This is a genomic window from Pseudomonas sp. EpS/L25, from assembly GCF_001512295.1.
Classification (GTDB): Bacteria; Pseudomonadota; Gammaproteobacteria; order Pseudomonadales; family Pseudomonadaceae; genus Chryseomonas.
This window is the reverse complement of record NZ_LNUP01000015.1, coordinates 591324-605148: the sequence shown is the minus strand read 5'-3', so window position 1 is coordinate 605148 and position 13825 is coordinate 591324. Positions and strand designations below refer to the sequence as shown.

Genomic DNA, 13825 nt, shown 5'->3' with positions numbered 1-13825 from the left:
TGCATCTGGAGCCCCCTCGTGAGCGACCATCCCAACCCCCCGCTGAATCCCCAACCCCAGACCTTTCCCGGCTCCGAAGCGCGTATGGACCCACGGCCCGACAGCGGCGCCGAGACCTATCGGGGCTCGGGTCGCCTGGCGGGCAAGAAGGCCCTGATCACCGGTGCCGACAGCGGCATCGGTCGCGCCGTGGCCATCGCCTTCGCCCGGGAAGGCGCCGATGTCGCCATCGCCTACCTGGACGAGCACGAGGACGCCCAGGAGACCGCCCGCCTGGTCAGCGAGGCCGGCCGCCAGGCCGTGCTGCTGCCGGGCGACCTGGCCGAGCGCCAGACCTGCCTGGACGTGGTACAGCAGACCGTCGCGGCCTTTGGCCGCATCGACGTGCTGGTCAACAATGCCGCCTTCCAGCAGGTCCGCGACAGCCTCGACGAAATCCCCGACGAGGAATGGGTACATACCTTCAACGTGAACATCCATGCCATGTTCCGCATCACCCAGGCGGCGGTGAAGCACATGCCGCGCGGCGGCTCCATCATCAACACCGCCTCGATCAACGCCGATATCGCCCCGCCGACGCTGCTGGCCTACTCGGCCACCAAGGGCGCCATCGCCAACTTCACCGCGGGCCTGGCGCAGTTGCTGGGCGACCAGGGCATCCGCGCCAACAGCGTGGCCCCCGGCCCGATCTGGACGCCATTGATCGTCAGCACCATGAAGCCCGACGAGCCCGAGCAGTTCGGCAGCAGCACGCCACTGGGTCGCCCTGGCCAGCCCGCCGAACTGGCCCCGGCCTATGTGCTGCTGGCGTCCGACGAGGCGAGCTACATTTCCGGCGCCATGCTGCCGGTGACGGGCGGGATGCCGGTGCTCTAAAGGGTTTGACTTCAAACGAGGGCCTTCTCCCTCACCGCAACCCTCTCCCTGAGGGAGAGGGGCTGGCTGGACGCAGAGCCGTGGTCGAGAGCAAGGTCAGCTCTCGCTAGCGCCAGAGCGCCACCAGGCTCGCGGCCAACCTCTCACCGAAGGGTTTGACCGGGGCGCCCCCTCTCCCTCTGGGAGAGGGCCGGGGTAAGGGTCGCTGGGCACTTCAGCGCCAGCGAAACAAATGAGGGCCCTCGGTCTCAAGGCCTGAGATACCGCACCATCGCCTCGCCGATCATGGTCTTGTGTCGGCGCAGCACCGCGGGTGCCTCCATGTCGATGTCGTGGATACGCCCGAAGGTGTGCCGATTGGACACGCGATAGAAGCAGAACGAGCACATCAGCAGGTGCACATCCACCACGTCTAGACCGGCGCGGATCTCGCCGCTGGCCTCACCCCGTGCCAGGATGCGGCGCAACGCCTCCAAGGCCGAGGAGTTCAGGCTGGAGATGGTTTCGGACTGGGCCAGGTGGCGGCCACGGTGGATGTTCTCGATGCTCACCACACGGATGAAATCGTCGTGGCTGCGGTGATGCTCGAAGAGGAACTCGGCCAGGGTACGGATGGCTTCCAACGGCGGCAGGCTGTCCAGCGGCAGCTCGGCTTCATTGCCACGCACGTCGCTGTAGAGTTTTTCCAGCACCGTGAGGTAGAGCTGCTCCTTGCTGCCGAAGTAGTAGTAGATCATCCGCTTGGAGGTGTGGGTACGCTCGGCGATGGCGTCTACCCGGGCCCCGCTCAGGCCCAGGTCGGCGAATTCCGCCACCGCTGCCGCGAGGATGGCCTGACGAGTCTTCTCGGGATTGTTCTTGCGTGGCGTACGGAGCGTGGGCGCGAGCGCCGGGATGTCCTGCATCGGCTCTGACTCTTGTGGTAGGGGCAACGCCATGGGCAGGCGCTGCCGGGATGCACGGATACCCGCAGGTACCCGCCTGGCTCAGAACTCCACAGGTGCGGGCCGACCCTGGCGGGCAGCGGCCATGGCCGCCAGGCGTACGGGACTGTTGGCAGCACCGTAGCCACTGTAATCCTTGCGCTGCAGGATTTCGAAGAAGAATCGGTCGGCGAAGGACTCGGTATAGACGTGGAACAGTTCGCCGCCCTGGGCATCGCGATCGTAGAGCACGTTGTAATAGGCCAACCGGCTGAGGAAGTCGTCGTCGAAATCGAAGCGCGCCCCCAGGTCATCGTAGTAGTTCATGGGGATTTCCAGCAGCGGTACCCCGGCCGCCTTGGCCTGTTCGACGGCGAGGAAGATGTCGTCACAGGCGAAGGCGACGTGATGGACCCCCGAACCCCGATAGCTCGACAGGGCCCGGGCAATGGCGGTGTTGCGGTTTTCCGAGATGTTCAACGCCAGACGTACATTGGACTCGCGACTGCGCAGGGCTCGGCTCTTGACCAGGCCGTAGGGGTCGGGGACCACCACCTCGTCATCGGCGCTGAAGTCGAACAGGCTCTTGTAGAACAGTACCCAGCCATCCAGAGCATCGGCGGGCAGGGCCTCGGCGACGTGGTCGACCCGGGTCAGCCCCAGGCCGCCGCTGGCGCCGGCGCTCACATCGAAGTCGGTGTCGTAGAGGGTGCGACCATCGGTGCCGCGGTCGGCGAAGTAGATCAGGCTACCGTCGGGGGCGCGGACCGCCGGAATCTCCCGCTCGTTGGGGCCGACCAGGCCACGATAGGGCTGGGCGCGATACTGGCGGGCCCGCTCCAGGGCGACCTGGCTGTCCGGCACGCGCAAGGCGGTGGCGCACAACGACGGCCCGTGGGCCTCGAAGAAGTTGTGGGCGAAGGAGTAGGGCTCGGCGTTGAGCACGATGTTGATATCGCCCTGGCGCAGCAGGGTGACGTTCTTCGAGCGATGCCGCCCGGCCTTGGCGAAGCCCAGCTTGCCCAGCCAGGTGGCCAGTTGCGCGCCATGGGCATCGTCCACCGCGAACTCCAGGAACTCGACACCCTCCAGGCGCGATGGCGGCGGCGGTGCGAACAAGGGGGCGGCGACGGGCGCGGCCTCCTCGCGGGCCAGGCGTTCGGCGGTCTTCTCCTCCAGATAGAGCAGGGATCTCAGGCCGTCGGCCGCGGTGGCGCGGGTCTGGGCGGCGCGGAAACCATCGTTGAAGATCTCCAGGGACAGCGGTCCGGCATAGCCGCTGCGCAGGATGGGCGCGAGGAAACCCGCCAGGTCGAATTCCCCCTGGCCGGGGAAGCAGCGGAAATGCCGGCTCCACTCCAGGACGTCCATCTGCAGCAGCGGCGCGTCGGCCATCTGCACGAAGAAGATCTTGTCGCCGGGTATCTGGGCGATGCCCGCCGGATCGCCGCCCAGGGACAGCGTATGGAAGCTGTCGAGCAACACGCCGAGGTTGGGATGATCGACCTCCTTCACCAGGCGCCAGACCTGCTGCCAGGTGTTGACGTGGCGGCCCCAGGCGAGGGCCTCGTAGCCGATGCGCAGCTGGCGCACGGCGGCGCGCTCGGCCAGCAGCTGCAGGTCATCGGCCAGCAGGCGTTCGTCGCCCAGGCTGTCGGGCGCGGTGTTGCTGCACACCAGGATCAGGTCGGTGCCCAACTCCTGCATCAGGTCGAACTTGCGTTCGGCCCGGTCGAGGTTGCGCGACAGCCGCTCACGGCGGCAGCCCTCGAAGTCGCGGAACGGCTGGAACAGGGTGATGGCCAGTCCCAGGTCCTGGGTCAGCTGGCGGATCTCGCGCGGACTGGCCCCGGAATACAGCAGGTCGTTCTCGAAGATCTCGACACCGTCGAAACCCGCGCCGGCAATGGCTTCGAGCTTTTCGGGAAGGGTGCCGCTCAGGGATACGGTGGCGATGGAACGCTGCATGCCGGGACTCCTGTTGGTTGGCCGCTGCCGCTTGGATGACCGCTGAACATTCAGGCTAGTTCGCAAGCGCTGGGGGAATTATTCTCCGAGCGGATGCCAGGCGACAGCGAACTTTGTACGAACCGGTTAGTTTTTGTTCGATAACCGAACGCAAGGTCGTTTATCGAATTGACCGCCTTTCAGGCCGCTCGCACTATGGCGTCAGAGCCCAGTGCTCGACGCAGCCAATAGAACAATACAAACAAGAAGAGTGTGCGCCCATGCCCCCGCTATCCACGCTATATTTCGCCCCCCGTTTCGCTCGTCACCTCTTGCGTGTCGCCGGCGACGGCTAGTCCGGGCCTCTCCTCGCGTATCGCTCGCGGACCGTCGCGTCATCCTGACGCTGGCTGCACCGCCGCATCCTGGCCTGACAATAATCCGGAGACAACCATGGCCAATACCGCCTCCTCTACCACCGGCTCCCAAGCCAAGAAAGCCACTGCCAGCGGCTGGATCGGCTCGGCGCTGGAATACTACGACTTCTTCATCTACGCCCAAGCGGCGGCCCTGATCTTCCCGCAGATCTTCTTTCCCTCCAGCGATCCCAAGATGGCCATCGTCGCCTCCCTCGCCACCTATGGCGTAGGTTACCTGGCCCGTCCGGTCGGTGCCTTCGTCCTGGGTCACTGGGGCGACACCCGCGGCCGCAAGAACGTCCTGTTGCTGTGCATGTTCCTGATGGGCATCGCCACCATGGCCGTCGGCCTGCTGCCCACCTACCACCAGATCGGCATCCTCGCCCCCATCCTGCTGGTGGTGCTGCGACTGATCCAGGGCTTCGCCGTGGCCGGCGAGATCTCCGGCGCCAGCTCCATGGTGCTCGAGCACGCCCCCTTCGGACGGCGAGGCTACTACGCGAGCTTCACCCTGCAGGGCGTCCAGGCCGGCCAGGTGATGGCCGCCGCCATCTTCCTGCCCCTGGCCTACTTCATGCCCGCCGACGCCTTCAACAGCTGGGGCTGGCGGATCCCCTTCCTGCTCAGCGCCTTCGTCCTGCTGGCCGGCTACATCATCCGCCGCGAGGTCCACGAGACCCCTGCCTTCGTCAAGGAAGAAGCCAAGACCGAGACGACCGCCGCCCCCAAGCGCTCGCCCATCGGTGAAGCCCTGACCACCAGCTGGAGGTCCATGGTCCTGGTCGCCCTGATGGCGCTGATGAACGTCATCCCGGTGGTCGCCACCATCTTCGGTGCGGCCTACGCCGTGCAGCCGGCCTACGGCATCGGTTTCGACAAGAGCGTCTACCTGTGGATACCCGTGGTGGGCAACATCGTCGCGGTGCTGGTGATCCCCTTCGTCGGCAACCTCTCCGACCGCATCGGCCGGCGGCCGACCATGATCGGCGGCGCCCTGGGTTCGGGTCTACTGGCCTTCGGTTACCTCTATGCCATCAGCGTCCATAACCTGCCGCTGGCCTTCGTCATGTCGCTGCTGATGTGGGGCGTGGTCTACCAGGGCTACAACGCGGTCTTCCCGAGCTTCTACCCGGAGCAGTTCCAGACTCGCTACCGCGTCTCGGCCATGGCCATCGCCCAGAACATCGGCACCATGCTCACCGCCATGCTGCCGGCCCTGTTCACCCTGGTCGCTCCGCCCGGCACCGAGAACATCTGGCTGGTTGTAGGTGGCCTGGCCTTCGGCGTGACCTGTCTGTCGGCCCTGGCCGCCTACCTCTCGCCGGAAACCTACCGCGTGCCCATGAGCGAACTGGGCAAGCCGGGCGCCCAGCAGATGGACAAGGGCGCCTACGATACGGCTCGCCAGGACAGCCTCAAGGCCAGCGCCTGAGTGCAGCAGGAGTCCTCTTCCACCGAGGACTCCTGCCTGCGACCTTGGTCGTCTTGCCGCAAGACATACGTTGTCATATAACTATCCAGCCGGTCGCCTCGATCGGTGTGTTCCGATAATTCAAATAAGAAAGGAATCCCCCATGTCGCCCTCGCCTTCCTAGCGCTCCACCTCGCCCGCCATCGCTCCACGCCCTCGTCAGATGCCGCCCCACGCGCCGGCAGGGCACCTTTCAGCCATAAGAACAAGGATCACCCATGAGCACTCGCCTCGCTTCCCGCCGGCTCGCCCGTGCCTGCGCCACCTTCGCCGCCCTGACCAGTACCGCGCCGCTGTGGGCGGCGGACAACGGCTTCATCGAAGACACCAAGGCCAATCTCAACCTGCGCAACTTCTACTTCAACCGCAACTTCGTCGACCCGGCCTACACCGCGCAGAACAAGGCCGAGGAGTGGACCCAAAGCTTCATCTTCGGCCTGACCTCCGGCTACACCCAGGGCCCGGTGGGCTTCGGTATCGATGCCCTGGGCCTCTACTCGGTCAAGCTCGATGGCGGCGCCGGCACCTATGGCACCCAGCTGCTGCCCACCCACGCCGGCAACGAACCGGCCAAGGACTTCGGTCGCCTGGCAGTGGCCGCCAAGGCCAAGGTCTCCAAGACCGACGTGAAGGTCGGTGAATGGTTCGCCGTGCTGCCGATCCTCAGGTCCGACGACGGCCGCTCGCTGCCCCAGACCTTCCAGGGCGCCCAGATCCACTCCACCGAGATCCAGAATCTGGAACTCTGGGGCGGCCAGATGCGCCAGAACAGCCCGCGCAACGACGCCAGCATGGAAGACATGTCCATGCAGGGCCGCGCCAACGCCACCTCCGACCGCTTCAACTACGCCGGTGGCGAGTACAGGTTCAACGAGAAACGTACCCTGATCGGCCTCTGGTATGCCCAACTCGAAGACATCTACAACCAGAAGTTCATCAACCTGGTGCATTACCAGCCGGTAGGCAGCTGGACCCTGGGCGCCAACCTCGGCTACTTCATCGGTGACGACGACGGCTCGGCCCGCGCCGGCGCGCTGGACAACCGCACCGCCTCCGCGCTGCTCTCCGCCAAGCAGGGCGGCGGCACCTTCTACGTCGGCCTGCAGCGTGTCAGCGGCGACAGCGCCTGGATGAGGGTCAACGGCACCAGCGGCGGCACCCTGGCCAACGACAGCTACAACTCCAGCTACGACAACGCCCGCGAACGCTCCTGGCAGGTACGCTACGACCACAACTTCGCCGCCTTCGGCCTTCCCGGCCTGACGCTGATGAACCGCTACATCAGCGGTGACAACGTCCATACCGGCGCCATCACCGACGGCAAGGAATGGGGCCGCGAATCCGAGGTGCAATACGAAATCCAGAGCGGCCCGCTGAAGAAGCTGCTGATCCGCTGGCGCAACTCCAGCATGAGACGCGACTACAGCGCCAGCGGCTCCTTCGACGAGAACCGCATCATCCTCAACTACCCGATCTCGGTGTTGTAGGAAACGCGGGTGCGGCTGTCCGGGTGGCAGCCGCACCCTTGCCCGGATCGACCAGACTCTATACTGTATAAAAATACAGACATCGAGGTCTGCTCATGACCCAGCCCCAACGCCCGCCACGGGGTCGTGGCACCGCCAGCAATCCGCACAATCGCTTTGCCGCGACCCGCAGCGAAACCGAGCACGACGGCTGGTATGAGGAAGCCACCCCGCTGACCTTCACCACCAGCGTGCGCCAGGAAACGGCCAAGACCGTGATCAGCCGCAACCAGTCGCCGGACGTGGGCTTCGATCACTCGGTGAATCCCTATCGCGGGTGCGAGCATGGCTGCATCTACTGCTTCGCCCGGCCTTCCCATGCCTATTGGGATCTGTCGCCGGGGATCGACTTCGAGACGAAGCTGATCGCCAAGACCAACCTGGCGGAGCGTCTGGAGGCGGAGTTGAGCAAGCCAGGCTACCAGCCGCAGCCCATCGCGCTGGGCATCAATACCGATGGCTACCAGCCCATCGAGCGGCAATACCAGCTGACCCGCCAGGCCCTGGAGATCCTGCTGCGCTACCGCCATCCGGTGACCCTCATCACCAAGAGCGCCTTGATCATGCGCGATCTGGATCTGCTCACCCAACTGGCCGAACGCAACCTGGTACGGGTGGCCTTCAGCCTGACGACCCTGGATGACGACCTCAAGCGTATCCTCGAACCCCGCACCGCGGCCCCTGGAGCCAGGCTGCGCGCCATGCGCAATCTGCACGAGCACGGCGTACCGGTGAGTGTCCTGTTGGCGCCGATGATCCCCATGATCAACGATCACGAGCTGGAGGCCATGCTCGAAGCGGCGCGCGATCACGGGGCGCGTTCGGCGGGTTACACCCTGCTGCGCCTGCCACTGGAGATCGTCGAGCTGTTCGAGGAATGGCTGCAGACGCACTTCCCCGAGCGTGCGGCCCATGTGATGAGCCTGATCCGCCAGTCCCGTGGCGGCAAGAACTACGACAGCCGCTTCGGCATTCGCATGAAGGGCGAAGGCCAGTTCGCCGAATTGCTGGCCCAGCGCTTTCGCCTGGCGCGTCGACGCTTCGGCCTGGAGCGGCGTGAAGGCGAAGGACTCGATTGCAGCCAGTTCGCGCCGCCAGGGGAGCAGTTGGGGTTGTTCTAGGTTCTGTACGAAAAGTCGCCGAGCGAAGGTTAGGCGAGGCGAAAAAGGCTGAGGAAGCGGAGTTTACAAGTGGTAAATGAGCATTCCGAAGCCTTTTTCAACGAAGCATCACCGAGCGCAGGCATTTTTCGTACAGACCCTAGCAAAGAGACGAGGTCGTTGCGACCGAAAGGGCTACCGGTCTTTCCTGCTGAGGTCCAGCGTCGGGGGTGAGCCGTGGCAGCGGCACGGCGGACAGCCACTCAGGCGGTATCGCCGAGGCGGATGAAGGCGGCGCCACTCCCGCCCAACACCGCCGGAAGGGCAGCCTCAAGGCAAGGCACGCCCACCCTGCCACTGGGTCAGGCCGAGGCCGATGCTGACGTGATCGGTGGCCTGCGTCTCGAGGCCGAGGTGGGTCGCCGACTCGACGCCATTCGGCAGCCCTTTACCCAGCATGACCCCGTAGCCGAGGGTGCCATGCACCTTCGGCAGCTTGCCGAATAGCGGCGTGCCACCGTCGCCCAGATCGGGCGGAGCCGCCGCCTCGTTCGGTACTGGGAAGGCCGGTGCGACCTTGTCCAGTGACGCCTGGGGTTGCTCGCTCGGCGGTAGGCTCAGGTCCAGCGCCAGGGCCGAACAACTGGCCAGGCACAGCAGCAGGGCGGATGAGCAACGCAGGACTAGACGCGGCATGACGACCTCCGGCCAAGGGCGCGGTTGACGATGGAACAGGACGGGACAGGAGCCTGCCGGGGTGGCATACCCGCAGCAGGGACAGCCTACGCCGGTTCGATGGCTGCGTCATGGGCCTGGTTAGCCGGTGCAGGACCACCTGAGCAAGCCATCGAGCGCCGCGAAGCCCACCCATCCGCAGCGCCCTAGCGCCAGAGGAACGAGGAGCCGTAGTCCTGCGCCTCGCATTGCCGAGGCCGTCTCGGTATGGCCGGTCACCGCCCGCAGCAGCCGGGCCGCCCGCCTCGCTATCCGCACTCAGCTGCTAGGCTAACGGCTGTCCCCATCGCTGGAGTCGCCATGACCACCCCTACCCCGCTCACACCGGCCCAGGCCGTTGCCGCCGGTATCGATTTTGCCGAACTCAAGGTCGATGCCAGTGGGCTCTACTGGAGCCAGTACGACCCAGCCGACGGCGCCACCCGGCTGTGGCGGCGCCAGGTCGGTAGCGCGCCGGTCTGTCTCACGCCGGCGGGGTTCAGCCTGCGCAGCAAGGTCTATGAATACGGCGGCGGCGCGCTGTGCCTGGCGGATGCGGGGCCGGTGTTCGTCAACGAGGCCGATCAGGCGGTCTATCGCCAGCCCTTGGACGGACGCGCGCCCGAGCGCCTGGCCGGTGGCGAGTCGTGGCGTTATGGTGATCTGCATTGGGATGCGCTACACGGGTGTGTTCTGGCCGTGGAAGAAGACCGCCGCGAACAGCCACCGCGCCATCGCCTGGTCGCGCTCGGGCGGGCGGGTGAGCGCCAGGTGCTGGCCGAGGGCGCGGACTTCTACGCCGCCCCCCGGACCAGCGCCGATGGGAGCCGCCTGGCCTGGATCGAATGGGATAGACCGCACCAACCCTGGACCCGCACCCGGCTGCTGGTGGCCCCCCTGGACGCCGAAGGGCAGCCCGGGACGGCCTCGGTAGTCTCCGCCGATCCCGAAGAAGCGCTGCAGCAGCCGCTCTTCGATGGCCAGCACCGGCTGTGGGCGCTGAGCGACCGCCAGGGCTGGTGGCAACCCTGGTGCGAGACCGACCACGGTTTCGCGGCCCAGGAGGCGCCGGCGGCGGATCATGCCGCCGCGCCCTGGCAACTGGGCGGCGCCAGCTGGCTGCCCACGGCGGAAGGCTGGCTGGCGACCTGGCAGGAAGACGGCTTCGGGCTGCTCGGCGAGCGTCGGGCGGACGGCCAGGTCCAGCGCCTGGCCATGGACTTCAGTCGCTTTCGCGGCCTGGCCCTGGACGAGCGTCACTGCTACTGCATCGCCGCCGCCCCGACGCGGCCCCCGGCGGTGCTGGCTATCGAGCGGCGGACGGGAGCGGTGGAGATCCTTTGCGGCGGCGTGGCGCCCCTGCCGGAAACCACCGTGGTCGCGCCCCGGCGCCTGAGCTATCCCAGCGGCGATGGCCAGGCCCAGGGCTTCCTCTATCTGCCCGAGGACCGTGGCGAGGGTCCACCACCGCTGCTGGTCAGCATCCACGGGGGCCCGACCTCCTGCACCTATCCGGTGTTCGATGCGCGCATCCAGTTCTGGGTCCGCCAGGGCTTCGCCGTGGCCGACCTGAACTATCGCGGCAGCAGCGGCCATGGCCGGGCCTACCGCCAGGCGCTGCACCTGCGCTGGGGCGAGGTGGACGTGGAGGACGCCTGCGCGGCGGTGGAGTACCTGGGACGCCAGGGCCACGCCGATCCGCAGCGCGCCTTCATCCGCGGCGGCAGCGCCGGTGGCTATACGGCGCTCTGCGCCCTGGCCTTCCGCGACGTCTTCCGCGCCGGCGCCAGCCTCTATGGCGTCAGCGATCCCCTGGCGCTGGCCAAGGTCACCCACAAGTTCGAAGCCGACTACCTGGACTGGCTGATCGGCGACCCCGAGGCCGACCGCGCCCGCTACGAGGCGCGCACCCCACTGCTGCATGCCGACGGCATCCAGGCGCCGGTAATCTTCCTCCAGGGGCTCAAGGATGCCGTGGTGGTACCGGCGCAGACCGACGCCATGGCCGCCGCCCTGGAGGCGCGCGGCGTGCCGGTGGTGGTGCGACGCTATCCGGACGAGGGCCACGGTTTTCGCCACGCGGCCAACCAGGCGGACGCCCTGGAGCAGGAAGCGGCCTTCTACCGCCGCTGGCTATGACGACGGCTGGCGCGTCCGGTGCAGCGCCTCGAGCGTCTGGTGCAGGACGTCGGCCTCGATCTGGCCCGGTGCCGATGCCTGGCCCTGACTGCCGAAGGTGAGGGCACTGCCAAAGGTCTCGCCGGCGAGACGGGACACGGCGCCGACCCCGCCCATGGCCATGATGAGCAATGGGCGGGGGCTACGCTGGTGTTGGGTCCAGGTCACCTGCAGCAGGCGGGCGACATCGCCACCGTCGCGCGGCATCACCGCCAGCTTGAGGATGTCGGCGCCCAGGGCCTGCTGGCGCTGCAAGCGCCCGAGCATGTCGGCATTGGTCGGCGTGCCCTGGAAATCATGACTGGAGAGGATCACCTTGGCGCCGGTCTTGTGCGCCTCCACCACCAGTGCCTTGACCCGGCGCTCGTCGCGGCGCATCTCGACGTCGAGCAGATCGGCGAAGCCGGCCTGCAGCAGCTTGCCGTAGAGCGCCGCATAGGCTGCATCGTCCAGCTCGCCGGCGCCGCCTTCGCGTCTGGACCTGAAGGTCAGCAGCAAGGGCTTGCCGCCCAGCGTCTGCACCAGTTGCCGGCCCAGGGCGGCCACCTGGTCGGCATCCGTGGCGAAGGCCAGGAGATCGAGGCGCAGCTCCAGGAGGTCGACCGCTGGCGAGGCAGCCGCCGCCCGGCCTTGTTCGAGCACCTGCTCGGCCGTCTTGCCCGAGGTGGAGACGATGATCTTCGGCCGTCCCTCGCCTATGCGCAGGTCCCGGACCTGCACCGACTGGGTAGCCGCCTGCGCGGTCGAGGAGAGGGACCATCCGGCGTAGAGGGCGAGCGGCAAGGCCGCGAGCAGTAGCGGACGAAGCGTGCGGGGCATGACAGGACTCCAGAACGAAAGACGACTGTCTTCAAGACCCGCGCTGCCGCGACCGAGTGCCCGCCGACCAGCGCTTGGCGGGCGATGATCGCCCGGCTCGCGTAGACTGGCGCTTTAGCCATCGAGTCCCTGCATGCCCTTCGTTCGTCGTGGTTTCGAAAGCATCGTATCCACCTGGTTGGCCGGGCTGCTGCTTCTGCTGCCCCTGGTGCTGACCCTGGCCCTGATCGGCTGGATCGTCAGCTTCCTCAATGGCTTGATCGGCCCCAACACCACCCTCGGCCAGTTGTTCGTAGCGGTGGGACATCCCTTCGTCGGCAACTCCCTGGCGGCCTACGGCATCGGCACCCTGGTGCTGCTGGTGCTGCTCTATCCACTGGGCATAGCAGTGAAGCTGGGCCTGCGCCGGCCGCTGGCCTGGTTCGCCAACGTGACGTTCCGGCGCATTCCGGTGTTCGGCAAGCTCTATGGTCTCGCCGAGCGCTTCGTCGAATTGCTCGATCGCAAGGAAGGCGGGGCGGACATCCGCGCCATGAGTCCGGTGTGGTGCTTCTTCGGTGGCCAGGGCGTGGCGGTGCTGGCACTGCTGCCCAATCCGGCGGTGATCGATATCGAGGGTCGCCACTATCACGCCGTGCTGGTACCTTCGGCGCCGGTACCCGTGGGCGGCGGGCTGCTCTATGTACCGGTGGACTGGGTGAAACCGGCGGACATGGGCATCGACATGTTCACCAGCATCTACGTTTCCATGGGCATCACCCTGCCGCCGGTGGTCAAGGATCGCCAGGTGGAATTCATCCCCCTGGACGAGGCGGTACGCCGCCAGCAGGAACAGGGGACGGCCGAAGAGCCGCCCCGCCCGTCCTAGTTCTGCACGGCCTGCACCGAGCCCCCATCCACGCGCAGGTTGCTGCCGTTGATGAAGGAGGCGCGTTCGGACACCAGCAGGGCGATGGCCGCAGCGACCTCTTCCACCTTGCCGCGGCGCTTCTGCACGATGCCCGGCCGCTCTTCGTCGAGGAAGCTTTCGATGGCCTCCTCGAAGGAGACACCCAGCTCCTTCGCGCGTTTTTCCATCATGCCATCGGTCATGCCGGTCTCGATGAAGGCCGGCGAGACGGTATTGCACAGCACACCGTGGGCGGCTTCCTTGTACGACAGGTTCTTGATGAAGGCGGCCAGGGCCGCCTTGGCCACGTTGTAGACGGCCTCTTCCCAATAGGGCTGCACGGCGTTTTCCGAGGTGATGCAGACGAAGCGACCCCAGCCACGCTTGCGCATGCGCGGAATGGCGGCCCGGGCGACCCGCACGGCGGAGAAGAAGTCGGTGGCCCAGGCCTCCTCGTAGTCGGCATCTTCCAGCTCCAGCGGATCGCCCTTGGCCCCGGTTACGCCCGCGGTATGGACCACGATGTCGATCTGGCCGAAGCGGGACTCGCCCTGCTCCACCAGTTCGTCCACCGCAGCCTGGTCGGTCATGTCGGCGGCGATCAGCAGTGGCTCGCCCGGCAGGCCCTTGGCCGCCTCTGCCAGCTTGTCCTGCTCCAGATCGGACAGCACCAGCTTGACGCCCTCTTCGGCCAGCAGCTTGGCCGTGGCCAAACCCATGCCACCGCTGGCCCCCGTGATGAGGGCTACGCGCCCCTTGATTCCCAGATCCATAGCCACCTCGTTCATTGATTGCGTACAGTGCCTTGGAGCCTTTGCATAATCGGCTGCGCGTCGGCCAAACCCTGTTGAAAACGCCTGGTCTGGTTCCAGCTCGCGCGATGATGCAAAGGCTCTTGCAGCGTCTCTGTTTCCGACTCGCGGCGGCACGCCGTTGCGCTTACCGTTCGGCGGAAAGCGCAAC

The 13825-nt window shown here is 66.6% G+C and carries 11 protein-coding genes; 6 read left to right on the top strand and 5 right to left on the bottom strand.

The window, feature by feature from the left end:
* Nucleotides 1-18 precede the first annotated feature (18 nt).
* Nucleotides 19-876, top strand: a complete 858-nt coding sequence (locus AR540_RS19305; RefSeq protein ID WP_059231096.1) for a glucose 1-dehydrogenase — start codon at nt 19-21, stop codon at nt 874-876.
* A 248-nt stretch (nt 877-1124) separates the two neighbouring features.
* Here AR540_RS19305 and AR540_RS19300 read toward each other — a convergent pair whose 3' ends face one another.
* Together AR540_RS19300 and quiC are read right to left on the bottom strand one after the other, a co-directional pair.
* A complete protein-coding gene (locus tag AR540_RS19300; RefSeq protein ID WP_059231094.1) occupies nt 1125-1781 on the bottom strand; it encodes a TetR family transcriptional regulator in 657 nt (218 codons plus the stop codon).
* 81 nt (nt 1782-1862) lie between these two features.
* On the bottom strand, nt 1863-3767 hold the full coding sequence (gene quiC, locus AR540_RS19295; protein ID WP_059231091.1) for a 3-dehydroshikimate dehydratase QuiC: 1905 nt from the start codon (nt 3765-3767) through the stop codon (nt 1863-1865).
* A 432-nt stretch (nt 3768-4199) separates the two neighbouring features.
* Here quiC and AR540_RS19290 point away from each other — a divergent pair, with 432 nt between their 5' ends.
* From AR540_RS19290 to AR540_RS19280, 3 genes are all read left to right on the top strand, one after another.
* Nucleotides 4200-5597: an MFS transporter gene (locus AR540_RS19290; protein WP_059231089.1), complete on the top strand. Its 1398-nt coding sequence runs from the start codon at nt 4200-4202 to the stop codon at nt 5595-5597.
* Nucleotides 5598-5854: 257 nt separating this feature from the next.
* Entirely contained in the window at nt 5855-7123 is a 1269-nt protein-coding gene (locus AR540_RS19285) for an OprD family porin (RefSeq protein WP_059231087.1), read from the top strand.
* A gap of 95 nt (nt 7124-7218) precedes the next feature.
* A complete protein-coding gene (locus AR540_RS19280) occupies nt 7219-8283 on the top strand; it encodes a PA0069 family radical SAM protein (RefSeq protein WP_059231085.1) in 1065 nt (354 codons plus the stop codon).
* Between the two features lie 309 nt (nt 8284-8592).
* On the opposite strand, the gene AR540_RS19275 is transcribed toward AR540_RS19280, so the two are convergent.
* Nucleotides 8593-8958 (bottom strand): hypothetical protein, encoded by a 366-nt coding sequence (locus AR540_RS19275; RefSeq protein ID WP_059231083.1) that lies wholly within the window; start codon nt 8956-8958, stop codon nt 8593-8595.
* Between the two features lie 339 nt (nt 8959-9297).
* Between AR540_RS19275 and AR540_RS19270 the strand changes: the two genes are divergently transcribed.
* Nucleotides 9298-11115: an alpha/beta hydrolase family protein gene (locus tag AR540_RS19270; protein ID WP_059231080.1), complete on the top strand. Its 1818-nt coding sequence runs from the start codon at nt 9298-9300 to the stop codon at nt 11113-11115.
* On the opposite strand, the gene aroD is transcribed toward AR540_RS19270, so the two are convergent.
* Entirely contained in the window at nt 11110-11973 is an 864-nt protein-coding gene (gene aroD / locus AR540_RS19265) for a type I 3-dehydroquinate dehydratase (RefSeq protein WP_059231078.1), read from the bottom strand. The two genes, AR540_RS19270 and aroD, sit on opposite strands and share 6 nt — an antisense overlap.
* Before the next feature lie 133 nt (nt 11974-12106).
* Here aroD and AR540_RS19260 point away from each other — a divergent pair, with 133 nt between their 5' ends.
* Nucleotides 12107-12841, top strand: coding sequence for a DUF502 domain-containing protein (locus AR540_RS19260; RefSeq protein WP_059231076.1), 735 nt, complete (start codon nt 12107-12109; stop codon nt 12839-12841).
* On the opposite strand, the gene AR540_RS19255 is transcribed toward AR540_RS19260, so the two are convergent.
* The gene (locus AR540_RS19255) at nt 12838-13635 is read right to left on the bottom strand and encodes an SDR family NAD(P)-dependent oxidoreductase (protein ID WP_059231074.1); all 798 of its coding nucleotides are present in this window, start codon (nt 13633-13635) and stop codon (nt 12838-12840) included. The genes AR540_RS19260 and AR540_RS19255 overlap by 4 nt on opposite strands.
* Nucleotides 13636-13825: the final 190 nt, after the last annotated feature.